The 14,470-nt window shown below is 70.1% G+C and carries 11 protein-coding genes; 5 read left to right on the forward strand and 6 right to left on the reverse strand.

Annotation, left to right across the window (positions count from 1 at the left end):
- Positions 1-13: 13 nt before the first annotated feature.
- The 5 genes from UN84_RS00720 to UN84_RS00740 form a co-directional block, all read right to left on the reverse strand.
- A complete protein-coding gene (locus UN84_RS00720) occupies positions 14-1,357 on the reverse strand; it encodes a Na+/H+ antiporter NhaC family protein (RefSeq protein ID WP_046078089.1) in 1,344 nt (447 codons plus the stop codon).
- A gap of 73 nt (positions 1,358-1,430) precedes the next feature.
- Positions 1,431-2,849, reverse strand: coding sequence for an aminotransferase (locus UN84_RS00725; protein ID WP_046078088.1), 1,419 nt, complete (start codon positions 2,847-2,849; stop codon positions 1,431-1,433).
- A 193-nt stretch (positions 2,850-3,042) separates the two neighbouring features.
- Complete coding sequence (locus UN84_RS00730; RefSeq protein ID WP_046079795.1) at positions 3,043-4,473, reverse strand: amidase; 1,431 nt, start codon at positions 4,471-4,473, stop codon at positions 3,043-3,045.
- Complete coding sequence (locus UN84_RS00735) at positions 4,470-5,693, reverse strand: MFS transporter (protein WP_046079794.1); 1,224 nt, start codon at positions 5,691-5,693, stop codon at positions 4,470-4,472. Before UN84_RS00735 ends, UN84_RS00730 begins: the two co-directional genes overlap by 4 nt.
- 121 nt (positions 5,694-5,814) lie before the next feature.
- Positions 5,815-6,789 carry a helix-turn-helix domain-containing protein gene (locus tag UN84_RS00740; protein WP_052719381.1) on the reverse strand — a complete coding sequence of 325 codons (975 nt, stop codon included), beginning with the start codon at positions 6,787-6,789 and terminating at the stop codon, positions 5,815-5,817.
- 258 nt (positions 6,790-7,047) lie between these two features.
- On the opposite strand from UN84_RS00740, the gene UN84_RS00745 reads away from it, so the two are divergent.
- Together UN84_RS00745 and UN84_RS00750 are read left to right on the forward strand one after the other, a co-directional pair.
- Entirely contained in the window at positions 7,048-8,286 is a 1,239-nt protein-coding gene (locus UN84_RS00745) for a M20 family metallo-hydrolase (RefSeq protein WP_046079793.1), read from the forward strand.
- A 15-nt stretch (positions 8,287-8,301) separates the two neighbouring features.
- On the forward strand, positions 8,302-9,816 hold the full coding sequence (locus UN84_RS00750) for an aldehyde dehydrogenase (protein ID WP_173834937.1): 1,515 nt from the start codon (positions 8,302-8,304) through the stop codon (positions 9,814-9,816).
- Between the two features lie 80 nt (positions 9,817-9,896).
- On the opposite strand, the gene UN84_RS00755 is transcribed toward UN84_RS00750, so the two are convergent.
- Positions 9,897-10,748, reverse strand: coding sequence for a helix-turn-helix transcriptional regulator (locus UN84_RS00755; protein WP_046079584.1), 852 nt, complete (start codon positions 10,746-10,748; stop codon positions 9,897-9,899).
- A gap of 121 nt (positions 10,749-10,869) precedes the next feature.
- Here UN84_RS00755 and UN84_RS00760 point away from each other — a divergent pair, with 121 nt between their 5' ends.
- The 3 genes from UN84_RS00760 (at position 10,870) to UN84_RS00770 (ending at position 14,272) form a co-directional block, all read left to right on the forward strand.
- Entirely contained in the window at positions 10,870-11,943 is a 1,074-nt protein-coding gene (locus tag UN84_RS00760) for a methyl-accepting chemotaxis protein (protein ID WP_272899147.1), read from the forward strand.
- Between the two features lie 130 nt (positions 11,944-12,073).
- Complete coding sequence (locus UN84_RS00765) at positions 12,074-13,006, forward strand: cobyrinic acid a,c-diamide synthase (protein WP_173834938.1); 933 nt, start codon at positions 12,074-12,076, stop codon at positions 13,004-13,006.
- A gap of 54 nt (positions 13,007-13,060) precedes the next feature.
- The gene (locus UN84_RS00770; protein ID WP_046079583.1) at positions 13,061-14,272 is read left to right on the forward strand and encodes a toxic anion resistance protein; all 1,212 of its coding nucleotides are present in this window, start codon (positions 13,061-13,063) and stop codon (positions 14,270-14,272) included.
- The last annotated feature ends 198 nt before the right edge of the window (positions 14,273-14,470 follow it).

Raw genomic sequence — 14,470 nt, forward strand, 5'->3', positions numbered from 1 at the left:
GTCATGTCGGGTCTCACAGGTGACCGACCACCAGGAATACACCGGTGGCGATGGTGGCGGCAATCAGCACGTAGGGAAGCTGGGTCAGGGCATGGGCCATCGGCGTGCAGCCACTACCCTGGGCGGAGAGCACGGTGGAGTCGCCGTAGAAGCAGGCGTGGCTGCCGAAGGCGCTGGCCGAGATCAGGGCGCCCACCACCAGCGGCATGCTGGCGTCGACGCTTCCTGCCAGCGGCAGCACGATGGGCATGGCCACGGCGAACAGCCCCCAGAAGGAGCCGGTAGCGAACGCCAGGAAGGCCATGGTGACGAAGACCACCGCCGGCAGCATGCCGGGGGTCATCAGCGGTTCGACGGTGGTGATCACGAAGTCGGTCAGCCCCAGGACGTCGTTGACCTCCTTGAGGGTGAAGCCGGCCACCAGGGTGCCGAGCGGCATGATCATCGCCTTGAACCCGTCCAGGGCGGTGTCGAAGGTCTCGTGGAAGCTCAGCAGGCGCTGGGCGCCGATCAGCACCAGCAGCACGGCCAGCGACACGATGACGCCGCGCAGGATGTCGATCTCGAAGTACCAGGTGAAGAAGATCAGGGTGGCGATGGGCAGCAGGAAGTTGAGCAGATGCGGGCGCGGCTTGTCCTCGTCCACCTCCAGGGCGGCGTCGTCGACACCCTCGGGCATCGGCTGGCCGCCGGCGGCGCGGGCTTCGGCGGTCTTCATCGGGCCGATGTCGGGCATCCAGCCGAGCGCCACCAGCGGCACGATGGCGGCCGCGATCCAGGCATAGAACATATAGGGGATGGCCTCGATGTACAGGCCCATGCCGTTGCCGGTCACGTTGTTCTCCTCCAGCAGGCCGGCGAAGAACACCGCCCAGGTGGAGAAGGGCACCAGAATGCACACCGGCGCCGCCGTAGAGTCGACGATATAGGCCAGCTTCTCCCGGGATATGCCGAAGCGGTCGGTGATCTTCTTCATCGAGGCGCTGATGGTCAGCGCATTCAGGTAGTCGTCGACGAAGATGATCAGCCCCAGGAACCAGGTGGTCAGCAGGCTGTGATTCTTGCGGTGGATTCGCCGGGTCATCACGTCGCCGAAGCTCAGCACGCCGCCGGTCTTGACCAGCAGGGCGATCAGGCTGCCGAACAGGCCGCAGACCAGGATGATCCAGGTCACGGTGTCGTTGCCCAGCACCCCGAGCAGGATGTCGGAGCCCTGGGTGACCACGGTGGTCGGGTCGATCATCAGTAGGCCGACCACGGTGCCGGCCAGCAGGGACTCGATGGTGCGTCGGGTGATCAGAGCCATGCCCAGCACCACCAGGGTGGGGATCAGGCTCCAGGCGCCATAAGTATCCATGGGGAAAGTCTCTATTGTCGTTGTCTTGCGTCGTCATGGGCGCGCGGCGCCCGAGTGGGCGCCGCGCTGGCAGTTACAGGTAGCCGTCGGCCTTGAGGGACTCCGTGGCCGCCGTCAGCGCCTCGTCGAGGATCGCCACCGCGGTGTCGACGGTCTCGCGGCTCCAGATCAGCGTCGGCGAGATCACGTTCAGGTGGCCCACCGGGCGGATGATCAGGCCACGCTGCTGGGCCTCGAAGGCGATGCGGTCGCCGACCCGGGCCTCAACCGGCAGCAGCTCCTTGGTGTCCTTGTCGGCCACGTTCTCGAGACACATCATGAAGTGGCTCCCCCGGACATCCCCGACCGTTTCATGGTGCGAAAGGGTCTTGAGCCGCTGCTCGAGATAGGGGCCCACCTCGCGGACATTCTCGCAGATTGCCTCGCGCTCGATGATCTCGATGCTCTTCAGCGCCGCCGCACAGCTCACCGGATGACCGGAGTAGGTGAAGCCGGTGCTCAGCACGCCGCCCTTGCCCTGCGGGGTGCCCAATACCTCGTAGAGCTCGTCGGAGATCAGGGTGGCGCCCAACGGCGCGTAGCCGGAAGACAGCCCCTTGGCGCAGTTGATGATGTCCGGCCGGGTCTCGAACACCGCCTCGGAGGCGAAGAAGTGCCCCAGGCGGCCGAAGCCGGTGACCACCTCGTCGGCGATGAACAGGATCTCGTTGGCGCGGCACACCGCCTGCATGCGCTTGTGGTAGCCCTCGGGGGCCACCAGCACGCCGCCTGCCCCCATGATCGGTTCGGCGATAAAGGCGGCGATGTTGTCGGCGCCGATCTCGGCGACGGTCTCCTCGAACTCCTTCACCAGGTGATCGCAGTACTCGGCCTCGCTCATGCCCTCGGGGCGACGATAGCAATTGGCCTCGCTGAGATGGGTGACCAGGTGGTCGAGGGTGTCGAAGTCCCAGTTGTTGCTCTCGATGCCGGTCAGGGTGGCGGCCAGATAGGTGGTGCCGTGGTAGGCATTGTTGCGCGAGATGATGCGCTTCTTGTTCGGCTTGCCCAGGCGATTGAAGTAGTAGTGCACCAGGCGCATGGTGGCGTCGTTGGCCGTCGAGCCGCCGCAGCTGTAGAAGACGTGGTTGAGGTGCGCGGGGGCCAGCTCGGCCAGCTTGGCGGAGAGCTCGGCGGCCGGGGCGTTGGACAGGTTGTTGAAGGTCGAGAAGTAGGCCATGCGGGTGGCCTGGTCGGCCATGGCCTGGCCGATCTCGGCGCGGCCGTGCCCGACGTTGACGCACCACAGCCCGGCGATGCCGTCGATAAAGCAATTTCCGTGTGCGTCTTCTACATAGATACCGTCACTATCGGTGATCAGGTCGCAGCCTTCCTGGTGGAAGGTGCTGAAGTCGGTGAAGGGGTGGATGAAGTGATCCTTGTCCTTCTGCCACAGGGTCTCGGCATCGAGGACGGGGCGGTCGGTCGACTGACGGGTGCTTGTTGTGGTCATGGCAATACCTCCTCTGAGTAGGCGCCAGCCTAGCCAGCCTCGGGGAGGAGGCGACATATCCTGATTGGGGTATATGGCGACGGAGGCCTGGCGGATGTCGAGGCCAGGAGCGCCCAACGAGACCGGCCCCGTGCCTATGGGCACGGGGGGGGGCGGTACCGGGGAGGGGGCGCCGATGGTCGGCGCCCTGGGGTCACGGCAGGTTCGGCCGTCGGCCGGCGGCGACGGGCGTCGGCAGCACGCCTTCCAGGTCACCGGCGATGCGGAAGGCGGTGGCGTCGTCGTAGGACGGCGCGACGATCTGCATGCCGATGGGCACGCCGTTGGCGCCGACCCCCACCGGTACCGAGAGCACCGGGAAGCGGTTGAGGATATTGAAGGGGTAGGTCAGGCACAGGCCGGTAATGCCGTCGATCGGCCGGTCGTCCACTGTCAGGACATCGCGGGTCTGGTCGTAGTCGGCGGGGATCCGGGTGGTGGCCATGGTGGGGCAGATCAGGGCGTCGAAGCCGGCCTGGAAGACCTTGTCCTGCAGCTCGCGAAGCATGGCATCGGCGATTCGCCAGCCGGCCTTCTCGTCGTCGAAACCGACCCCGCCCCGACCCTCGACGATCTCGCGGGCATAGGAGGTGAGCTTGTCCATGGGAATGTCCTCGCCCAGTTGCTCGTGGAAGACGCTGCCGGCCTGGAACATCAGGTGCTGCATGATCACCCGGCCGGCCTCGCTGGGCCAGTCGAGGTCGACGACCTCCACCTCGGCGCCCAGGTCGCGCAGCGCCTCGGCGGCGCCCTCCAGGGCCTGGCGCACCTCCGGGTCCACGGCGAAATAGCCCAGGTCGGGGCACAGGGCGATGCGCAGGCCGGCGATGGGGGCCTGCCGCTCGGGCAAGGTGTAGGCGGGCAGCGAACAGAGGTCGTAGGGGTGGGGGCCGGCGATCACGTTCTGCATCAGGATCATGTCGCCGACCGAGCGCGCCAGGCCGCCGCTCTGGGCGAAGGGCTCGCGGTTCCAGGGGTACATCTCGGGGACCCGGCCCCAGGGCGCCTTGAAGCCGACGTTCCCGGTGAGAGAAGCGGGGATGCGGATCGAGCCGGCGATATCGCTGCCGCTGGCCAGGATGGTGGTGCCGGCGGCCAGGGCCGCCGCCGCGCCGCCGGAGGAGCCGCCGGGGGTGCAGTCGGGATTCCAGGGGTTGCGGGTCACGCCCCACAGCGTCGACCAGGTGGCCAGCGACATGGAGAATTCCGGGGTGGTGGTACGGGCATGGATGATGGCGCCGGCCTCCTGCAGCCGCTGTGGCAGGGGGTCGGTGTAGTCGGCCACATGACCTTCCAGCAGCAGGGAGCCGTTGGTGGTGGGGCGCCCCTCGATCATCGGCTCGTCCTTGACCGCCACTGGGATGCCTTCCAGGGGGCGGGCGGTGCCGTCGCGCCAGGCGCGCTCGGCCCGTTTCGCCTGCTCGCGGGCCTCCTCGTAGTAGGTGAAGGAGAAGGCGTTGATGCGCGGTTCCATGGTTTCGGCGCGCTCGATCAGCGCATCCAGCAGTTCCACGGGGGAGAGGCTGCCGCGGCGGAAGCGATTCAGGCACTCCCGGGCGCTCAGGTAACAAAGGTCCAGGTTCATGGGGTGATCTCCTCGGTGGGGGTGGCGGAGGCATCGGTGAGTCGGGTCACCGGCAAGGCGGTGGCCAGGCAGGCGACGAAGCAGCCCAGGATCAGCAGCAGGCCCAGGGGGCTGCCGCCGGCATCGATGCCCAGGCCGACCAGCCAGGGCCCCAGGGACAGGCTGCACATCATCACGAAGCAGCCAATGGCGGTGAGCTCGCCGTGGCGATCCAGCTGCGCCAGGGCGCCCTGGAGGTAGGGCAGGGTGAAGGCCCAGCAGATGCTCAGTACCATCACCGCCGCGGCGTAGGGCGCGAGGCCCCGGTCCAGCAGCAGGGCGGCGGTGGCGGCCAGCGACAGCAGCAGCCCCGCGGCGAGGGGGCGAGTGCGTCCCCGGCGCTCGCCAAGCCGCATCACCGCCAGGGCGCCGACGCCGCCGATACCGCCGGCGATCACGGTGACGCCATGGATCTGCGCCTCGGGCAGCGCCAGCGCCTGGCCGAAGGCCTGGAGGAAGGCCCAGGCGCCGGCGTTGGCGACCTCGAACAGGGCGATGGCCAGCAGCAGGCCCCACAGCCGCCAGTCCCGCCAGATGGCGCTGGTGCCGCGGCGGGCACTGCCCAGGGGCGCGGCGGCGTCGGGGGCCGTGCGGCCCATGGCGGGGATGCACAGCAGCGCCAGGAGGGCGCAGCCGGCGAAGGTCAGGTAGAGGGCGGACAGGCCGAAGCGGGCCACCGGGGCCTCGAGCAGGAACAGCAGCAGGCCGGCACCGAGAAACTGCAGCAACAGCAGCATGGCGTAGCCGCGCTCGGGGTGGTGGCGCCGGGCGGCCCAGGCATAGGCGGCGCCGGCCAGCAGGCCACCGCCGAGCCCGGAGACCAGGCGCACCGACACCAGCGGCGCCAGGGCGGTGACGGTCAGGGAGGCCAGTTCGCAGGCCAGGATCAGGCCGGCGCCACCCGCCGCCAGGGCCTTGAGGCCGGTGCGGCGCAGCAGCCCGGCGACGCCGAGCATGCCCAGGGCGTTGCCGAAGAGGTTGGCGGAGACCACCATCCCGGCCTGAGCCTCGCCATGGTCGAGTTCCACCACCAGGCGAGAGACCAGCAGGGGCAGTACCGCCAGCACCACCAGGCCGCCGAAACCGGCCAGGGAGACCAGGAAGGTGGCGAGATAGCCGTCGGGATCGAGGCGTCGAGGAAAGGGGCCGCGGACGGCCGGAGCACGGGAGTCGGGAGTCATGGATGGCCCTTGGTTGTGATTATGGATGGCGACATCCACAAGCTATCAGGGCCGGGGGTGGCGATGTTTTGCGGCGAGCCGGAAAACTATTGCGACGAGACGGAGCTTCGCCGTGGCGGGATCAGTGGGCGAGCCGCTGGCGCTGGTGCTTGCGATAGTCCCGCGGGGTCAGGCCGAGCTCGCGCTTGAAGGCGGTGGTGAAGTTGGCCGGATGCTCGTAGCCCAGGGCCTCGGCGACCCGGGCGATGGGCAGGCGCTCGTCGCCCAGCAGTCGCTCGGCCTCGCGCAGGCGCGCCTGGCGCAGGCAGTCGGAGAGCGACTGGCCGTGGTACTCCCGGAAGCGCTGCTTGAGCTTGCTCTCGCTCATGCCGATGGCGCGACTCAGCTCGGCGAGGTGCGGCGGCCGGGCCAGGTCGACGAGCAGTCGGCGGCGCGCCGCCTCCAGGGCCTCGCGATCCCTGGGTTCGCCCCCCGGGGCCGGGGAGGCCTGCGCGGGGGCGCTCAGCAGCAGGCAGAGGAATTCGCTGATCTTGGCCTGCAGGTAGAGCGGCAGGCGGCGTGGTTCCACCGGCGGCGCGGCCATGTCCCTCAGGCAGCGATGCAACGCGGCATCCAGGGGCAGGCGGCGATTGCCGTCGATTCCCGGCGCGAAGTGGGCGACATCGCTGGCGGTGAGGCCGAAGGGAGGCCGGCGCAGGCGTTCGGGGTCGAGGATCAGCAACACCATCAGGTAGCGCCCCGGCTCCGGGCAACGGTCCAGAAAGGCCGTGCCCTGGCGCCGATGGCTGCACAGCAAGCGACCGTCTCCCAGCTCGAAGGCCTCCCCCTCCGGGGTCTCCAGGGCGGTGGCGCCGTCCAGCATGCCGGCCAGGGTCAGGTGGCCGCCGGGGATCCAGGCGGGCAGGCAGCCCGAGGCCTGCTCCAGGTCGAGGGTGCGCAGCCAGAGCCCGGGGGCCAGGCGATAGCAGGCCTCCCAGCCACGCCCCGCGGGCTGGTCCCAGCGCAGTCGGAAGGCGTCGTGCTGCGCGCTCAGGGCGAACCAGTCGGTGCTGCTGTGGCAATCGTATTGTCGGGAGGCGGCCGGCATGGTGGTCATGGTGCAGGGTCCTCCGGAGGTGGCATCTGGGGACGGTGCGAGTGCAGCCCGCCGAACAAGGTAGGGCGGGATACCACGCCGTCAATATACCCCGAACGAGGGAAGCCGGCACACCGGCCGAGGCGGGCCGGCGGCCGACCGGGAATCCGCTCCCGCCCCGGGCGCTGTCGTCAACATATCCTGATTGGGGTATATCGGGGACTCGCGTTGCCCTCGTAAGGTCGCTGCCATGACGAACAACGACCGGAGAGGCGCACCATGACGATTTCCATCGACGGCCAGCGGCTGTGGGACACGCTGATGGCCATGGCCGAGATCGGCCCCACCGCCAACGGCGGCAGCTGCCGCCTGGCGCTGACCCCCGAGGACGCCGCCGGCCGCCGCCTGCTGCTCGACTGGTGCGAGGCGATCGGCTGCACCTGGCGGGTCGACCGGGTCGGCAACCTGTTCATTCGCCGCGCCGGCAAGCGCGATGACCTCGAGCCGGTGGCCACCGGCAGCCACCTGGACACCCAGCCCAAGGGCGGCCGCTTCGACGGCATCCTCGGCGTGCTGGCCGGGCTCGAGGTGTTCCGGACCCTGCACGACCAGGGCATCGTCACCGAGCGCCCCCTCGAGCTGGTGGTGTGGACCAACGAGGAGGGCAGCCGCTTCGCCCCGGCGATGGTCGCCTCCGGCACCTATGCCGGCGAATTTTCCGTCGAGGACACCCTGAGCCGCCGCGACGCCGATGGCGTGACCCTCGGCGAGGCCCTGGAGGCCTGTGGCTTCGCCGGCGACCTGCCGGCGGGCGAGCCGCGGCTGGACGGCTTCTTCGAGCTGCACATCGAGCAGGGCCCGGTGCTCGAGGACGCCGGGGAATCCGTCGGCGTGGTCACCGGCGTGCAGGGCATGCGCTGGTTCGACGTCACCTTCGCCGGCCAGTCGGCCCATGCCGGCCCCACCCCGATGCGGCTGCGCCACGACGCCCTGGCGGCGGCAGCGCGGCTGATCGACCGCCTGCAGGCCCACGCCCTGGCCGACGCCAGCGGCGACACCAAGGTCACCTGCGGCTGCCTGGACATCGAGGCGGCCTCGCGCAACGTCATCCCCGGCGAGGTGCGCCTCACCGTCGACCTGCGCCACGTGGTGGAAGCCGAGCTGGACGCCCTCCAGGCGCTGTTCGAGCGCGAGCTGGCCGCCGCCGGCGAGACCTTCGGCGTGGCCGTCTCCCAGCAGCGGATCTGGGCCTCGCCGGTGGTGGCGTTCGCCCCCGAGTGCATCGCCGCGGTGGAAGCCGCGACCCGGGCCCAGGTGGTGCCCTGGCGGCGCATGATGAGCGGCGCCGGACACGACGCCGTCTACGTGTCCCGCGTCGCCCCCACCTCGATGATCTTCATCCCCTGCCGCGACGGCATCAGCCACAACGAGGCCGAGTACGCCACCCCGGAGCACTGCAGCCTGGGCGCCCAGGTACTGTGCGACGCCATGGTCGCCCGCGCCAACCGTCCGGCCTGATCACGGGAGCCCCCTATGACCGAACATCGCCGCATTCCCCAGACCCGCGACGACTGGCAGGCACTGGCCGCCTCGCTGGTCGAGCAAGGCTTCGAGACCCGCGCCTACGTCGACGACACCTTCGTCGACGCCGCCGACGGCGCGACCCTGACCACCACCAATCCGGCCACCGGCGAGCGGCTGGCCGAGGTGGCGAGCTGTGACGCCGCCGACGCCGAGGCGGCGGTATCGGTGGCCCGACGCGCCTTCGACGGCGGCGCGTGGTCGCGGCGCTCCCCGGCCGGCCGCAAGGCCGTGCTGCTTCGCCTGGCCGAGCTGATGGAGGCTAACAAGCACGAGCTGGCGCTGCTCGACACCCTGGACATGGGCAAGCCGGTGACGAGTTCGCTGGGCGACATGGCCGGCGCCATCGGCTGCCTGCGCCATCATGCCGAGTCGATCGACAAGCTCTACGGCGAGGTCGCGCCCACCGGCAACGACTCGCTGGGCCTGGTGCTGCGCGAGCCGCTGGGGGTGGTAGCCTCCATCGTGCCGTGGAACTTCCCGCTGATGATGACCGCCTGGAAGATCGGCCCGGCGCTGGCCGCCGGCAACAGCGTCATCCTCAAGCCCTCGGAGAAGTCGCCGCTGTCGGCGCTGCGCCTGGCCAACCTGGCCCGCGAGGCCGGCCTGCCGCGCGGCGTGTTCCAGGTGCTGCCGGGCTTCGGCCATACCGTGGGCAAGGCCCTGGCGCTGTCGATGGACGTCGACTGCCTGGCCTTCACCGGCTCCACCGGGGTCGGCAAGCAGCTGATGCAGTACGCCGGCCAGTCCAATCTCAAGAAGGTGTTCCTGGAGTGCGGCGGCAAGAGCCCGAACCTGGTGTTCGCCGACTGCAAGGATCTCGACAGGGTCGCCGAGCACGCCGCCGGGGCGATCTTCCACAACCAGGGCGAGGTGTGCATCGCCGGCTCGCGGCTGCTGGTCGAGAACTCGATCCGCGAGGCCTTCGTCGACAAGGTGCTGGCCGCCGCCGAGCGCATGCAGCCCGGCGACCCGCTGGACCCGGACAGCTTCATGGGCGCGATGGTCGACCAGGCCCAGTACGAGCGGGTGCTCGACTATATCCGCCGCGGCGTGGCGGAGGGCGCGACCCTGCGTTCAGGTGGTCAGTCGCTGGACGGTCCCGGGCTGTTTATCCCGCCGACGGTGTTCGACGGCGTCACCGAGACCATGGCCATCGGCCGCGAGGAGATCTTCGGCCCGGTGCTGGCGGTGTTCGGCTTCGATGACGAGGACGAGGCGGTACGGCTGGCCAACGACAGCGACTACGGCCTGGCGGCCGGGCTGTGGAGCCAGGACATCGATCGCATCATGCGCGTCACGCGCCGGCTGCGCTCGGGCCAGGTGTTCGTCAACAACTGGGCGGACATGGACCAGACGGTGCCCTTCGGCGGGGTCAAGCAGTCGGGCAACGGGCGCGACAAGTCGCATCACTCGCTGGAAGAGTACTCCGATCTCAAGAGCGTGTGGATGACGCTGGCGCCCTGAGGGGCGGAGCCTGGAGCACTGATGGGGGAGGGGAACCCTCGACTTGCCGGCCGCGGTTCGCCGCGGCCGGCCTTTTCGCGTCAGCCGCCCTGCTGGCGCGAGACCAGCGCCACGTGGTCGAGGAACAGCCGGAAAAGTTGCGACTGGCTGGAGACGTCCAGGCGCTGGTAGATGTGCTTGCGGTGGACCTTGACGGTGCCGTCGCTGATGTCGAGCTCGCGGGCCGCCGACTTGGTGGAGTGCCCCGCCAGCAGCAGTCTCACGATCTCCCGTTCGCGCTGGGTCAGGGCCTCCTGGCCGAAGCTGTCGAAGGCCGCCTCCACCGGCTCGCGCTCCTCCAGTCGGGCCTGGAAGCCGTGCCCCTGCCACTTCCAGTATTCGCCGAGCAGGGCGGCCACCACCGGAGCGATATGGCGAAGCGCCAGCATGGCGCGCCGCGTCACCCGAGGGCCGTCGCCGCGGAAGCCCAGCGACACCACCATCACCACGTCGGCGTCGACCCGGGCGAACAGCCCGATCTCGTCGGATAGCCCCAGGGCGCGATAGTAGTGGTGGTAGTAGTCGCTCGCCTCGAAGCGGTCCGGCGCCAGCTCGCGCAGCCGGCAGGCGCCGTGGTCGAGCCCGTCGTGGACGGCCTGGAAGAAGGGATCGAGCAGGTAGGCCTGGCTCAGGTAGCGCTCGATGCCCTGCTGCCGCCGATCCGGCGGATAGTTGTCGTGGATCAGCAGCGGCCGGTGACGCCCCTTGTAGGTGTTGATCAGGATGGTGTCGAACCCGACCAGCTCGTGCAGCGTCTGCTCCAGCAGGGTCGGCAGGCCGGCATGACCGGCGCTGCGGATCAGTTGGGCCAGGCGCTGGTGCCAGGCCTGGCTGGCGGCGGTGGCGAGGGAGTCGGCGGAGATCACGTGGGGCGGGTCCTGACGGCAGATCATGTTCCTCGGCGCAGCGAGCATATCACGGCGCGGGCCCGCTTCTTGCATCGCGTTCTCTGAATTAGCGAATGACGAAACCTGACGCAGGGCACCGCCCCATACGATAACAAGGAGTCTGCTCGTGCAAGAGAATCGTATCCTCGACCTGGCCTACGGCATGTCCGACGTGACCCGCGAGAAGATCGGACGGATCGAGAGCATCACCCGCCAGACCGAGATCCTGGCCCTCAACGCCCGCATCGAGGCAGCCCGCGCCGGGTCGGCGGGCGCCGCCTTCGGCGTGGTCGCCGAACAGATGGGCGAGGTGTCCAGCGACATCCAGCGCATCGCCCGCAGCTTTCGCGACGAGGTCGCCCGCCAGACCGCCGAGCTGCAAGAGGCGGGCACGTCCATGGTCGACGACTTCCGCGGCCAGCGCCTCACCGATCTGGCCCTGAACGCGGTGGAGATCATCGACCGCAACCTCTTCGAGCGCTCCTGCGACGTGCGCTGGTGGGCCACCGACAGCGCCGTGGTGGAGGCGGCCTCGGCGCCCTACGACGCGGCGCGCCAGGCCCACGCCAGTGACCGGCTGGCCACCATCCTGCGCTCCTACACCGTCTATCTGGACCTGTGGGTCGCCGACCGGGACGGCCGGGTGATCGCCACCGGCCGTCCCGACCGTTATCCCGAAGCCATCGGCGCCGACGTCTCGAGCGACGACTGGTTCCAGCGGGCGCTGCGCACCGCCTCCGGGGACGACTTCATCGTCGCCGATATCGAGCGCAATCCCTCTCTGGAAGACGCCGCAGTGGCCACCTACGCCACCGCGATTCGCGAGGGCGGCCGCGAGGACGGCGCGGTGACCGGCGTGCTGGGCATCTTCTTCGACTGGGCGCCCCAGTCCCGCGACGTGGTGCAGGGCGTGGGTCTGTCCGAGGAGGAGCGCGAGCGCTGCCGGGTGATGCTGGTCGACGCCCGCCACGGCATCATCGCCGACTCCCTCGGCGAGGCGGCCCTGGGCGAGACCTTCCCGCTGTCGCCCGAGGGCCGCGAGCGCGGCTTCGACCGCGACGAGCGGCGCCTGGTTGCCTTCGCCGAGACGCCGGGCTACGAGACCTACGAGGGCCTGGGCTGGTATGGCGTGATCGAGTATCGGCGCGATGCGGCCCCGCAGGCCGAGCCGACGCGCGAGCCGGCCCTCGCCGCACCTTGAGAGTGAATCGGTCGTCATCAGCCGCACATTATTGGTGCGTGTCGTCGGTCGGGGTGGCGGGATGGCCGTGCTGGCCTCATCATGAGACCGTCACCATCGAGACCGGCCGACGGGAGGCCACGACGACGCCATGCTGGGATTCCTTCAGGGAGCCGCCTACGGCCTGTTTCTGACCTGCCTGCCCTGGTGCCTGGCCGGGCTGGCCAGCCCGCGGCTGGCGCTGGCCAGCGAGCACCCCACCCGCTGGCAGGTGGTGGTGCGCTACGCCTTCCTGGTGCCCTTCCTCAGCCTGCTGATGTGGCTGACCTCGCTGTGGGGCGGCTTCGACCCCAGCCTCGGCGGCTGGCTGGCGGGGCTGGTCGGCATCGCCGTGGAGCTGCCGCTGGAGCGTCGCTGGCGACGCTTCCGGGCGCGGCGCCACAAGCGCCGGCTCGAGGAGATGCTGCGCGCCGAGGCCACCCGCCGCCGTCACGAGTCGACCCGCGAGGCCGGCGTCAGCGAGCTCGACCCCGACCACCCGCCGTCGGAGGCCGACGAGGTGGTGCAGGCGCTGTGCCGGGCCAAGCAGGCGCTGCTGGAGGTCGACCGTGCCGATCACGCCGCCCAGGTCGATCGCCTCTATAGCCGCTACGGCAACGTGCTGGAGGTCATGGCCTCGCGCTTCACGGCCGGCGAGCTGGCCCACGAGCGGGCCCGTTCGTTGGTGGTCGAGGTGTGCATGGGCGCGGTGGACAACTTCACCGCCATGGCCTCCCAGGCCCGGGGCGTGGCCGGCCTCGACATCGACTTCATCCGCCGCCGCCTCGGCCATGAGGCCGGCAGTCTGTCGGCCAACGAGACCGACGCCCTGCGCCGCCGGCTGGCGCTGATCGAGGACACCGAGAAATCGCTGCGCCGGCTGGCGGCGCGCAACGAGGCGGCGCTGACCGCGCTGGACGACACCAGCGTGGCGCTGTCCCGCATCGTCACCGGCCGCCCGCGGGCCAGGGTCGGCGCCGACCAGGCCTGCGAGGAGCTGCGCCGCTTCATCGACGGCGCCGGACGCTACGGCCGCGAGACCTGACCCGGCGCGCCGGGCCGCCGGCGCGCCCCCTGGCAACATCAAGGAGAGTCCACCATGACCGACGCGTCTCAGCCCGAGGGCAGCCCGCTGTCGCTGCCGCCCGTGGAACGCATTGCCGAGGAGCTGGAGCGGCCGGCCGCGGACGAGGCCGGACGCGCCGCGGCGGACCCGCAGCTCGAGGCCATGGCCGAGGCCTTCGTGACCGAGACCCTGGGCGACGAGGCCGAGGGCGCCGCCACCCGGCAGCGTCGGGCGGTGGACGAGATGGGCCTCGAACTCCAGCAGCAGGCCGCGCGCCAGAGCGAGATGCTCAAGACGCCGCTGCGCCAGCTGGCCCGCCACGGTGAGGAGGGCGGGCCCGTCGCCAAGGCACTGGTGGCGCTGCGCGGCCGCATGGACGATCTGGATCCTCGCCATCATCGCCTCGAGCCCGGTCGCTTCGACCGGGTGCGTCGCCTGCTGCCGGGCGCCAGCAGCCGGCTGCAGCGCTACTTCCACCGCTTCGAGACCGCCCAGCAGGCGCTGGAGGCGATCATCGCCGATCTCCAGGGCGGCCGCGACATGCTGGAGCGGGACAACCTGACGCTGTCCGACGACCAGGAGGCCATGCGCGCGACCCTCGACCAGCTCGAGCGCCAGGTGTCGCTGGGGCGGCTGATCGACGAGCGCCTGATGGCGGCCCGCGACGGGATCGTCGACGACGACCGCCGCGCCTTCGTCGAGGAAGAGCTGCTGTTCCCGCTGCGCCAGCGCATACTCGACCTCCAGCAGCAGCAGGCGGTGTGCCAGCAGGGCGTGCTGGCACTGGAGGTGATCATCCGCAACAACCGCGAGCTGATGCGCGGCGTCGACCGGGCGGTCAACGTCACGGTGTCGGCGCTGAGCGTGGCGGCCACCGTGGCGCTGGCGCTGGCCAACCAGCGGCTGGTGCTCGACCGCGTCGAGTCGCTCAACGCCACCACCAGCGAGACCATCGCCGGCACCGCCCGGGCGCTGCGTCAGCAGGGCGTGGACATCCAGACCCGCGCCGCCTCCGCCAACCTCGACATGAAGGCACTCGAGGGCGCCTTCGCCGACGTCATGGCGGCGGTCGACGACCTGGCGAGCTATCGCCGCGAGGCGCTGCCGCGGCTGGGCGAGCAGATCGAGCGGCTGGAGGGGCTGACCCGCGAGGGCGGCGGCGCCGTGGAGCGCCTGGCTCGGGAATCCGGCGAGTCGGGCGAAGCCGGTGAGCCGGGCGATTCCGCCGGGTCAGACAAGCGCTGATCCCGGCGGCGCCAGTTCTTTCGACGCATTCCTTCCTGTCTTTTCTCTCTCTGATGTCCCGCCGGGGCCGCGCGATGGCCCCGAGCGTGGGCGCCGTGACGCGCCATTGTCTCAATTCAACGACCGAATCGCCGAAGTCAGACTAGGGTGGCAAATAGTGTCATGCGATCGGCGGAGAGTGATTTCCGTCAATCGTCA

The organism is Halomonas sp. HG01 (assembly GCF_000968715.2).
Classification (GTDB): domain Bacteria; phylum Pseudomonadota; class Gammaproteobacteria; order Pseudomonadales; family Halomonadaceae; genus Halomonas; species Halomonas halophila.

Excerpts from the sequence above, each read along its gene's own strand:
- UN84_RS00720 (WP_046078089.1), bottom strand. The coding sequence starts at position 1,357 with ATGGATACTTATGGCGCCTGGAGCCTGATCCCCACCCTGGTGGTGCTG.
- UN84_RS00725 (WP_046078088.1), bottom strand. The coding sequence starts at position 2,849 with ATGACCACAACAAGCACCCGTCAGTCGACCGACCGCCCCGTCCTCGAT.
- UN84_RS00730 (WP_046079795.1), bottom strand. The coding sequence starts at position 4,473 with ATGAACCTGGACCTTTGTTACCTGAGCGCCCGGGAGTGCCTGAATCGC.
- UN84_RS00735 (WP_046079794.1), bottom strand. The coding sequence starts at position 5,693 with ATGACTCCCGACTCCCGTGCTCCGGCCGTCCGCGGCCCCTTTCCTCGA.
- UN84_RS00740 (WP_052719381.1), bottom strand. The coding sequence starts at position 6,789 with ATGACCACCATGCCGGCCGCCTCCCGACAATACGATTGCCACAGCAGC.
- UN84_RS00745 (WP_046079793.1), top strand. The coding sequence starts at position 7,048 with ATGACGATTTCCATCGACGGCCAGCGGCTGTGGGACACGCTGATGGCC.
- UN84_RS00750 (WP_173834937.1), top strand. The coding sequence starts at position 8,302 with ATGACCGAACATCGCCGCATTCCCCAGACCCGCGACGACTGGCAGGCA.
- UN84_RS00755 (WP_046079584.1), bottom strand. The coding sequence starts at position 10,748 with ATGATCTGCCGTCAGGACCCGCCCCACGTGATCTCCGCCGACTCCCTC.
- UN84_RS00765 (WP_173834938.1), top strand. The coding sequence starts at position 12,074 with ATGCTGGGATTCCTTCAGGGAGCCGCCTACGGCCTGTTTCTGACCTGC.
- UN84_RS00770 (WP_046079583.1), top strand. The coding sequence starts at position 13,061 with ATGACCGACGCGTCTCAGCCCGAGGGCAGCCCGCTGTCGCTGCCGCCC.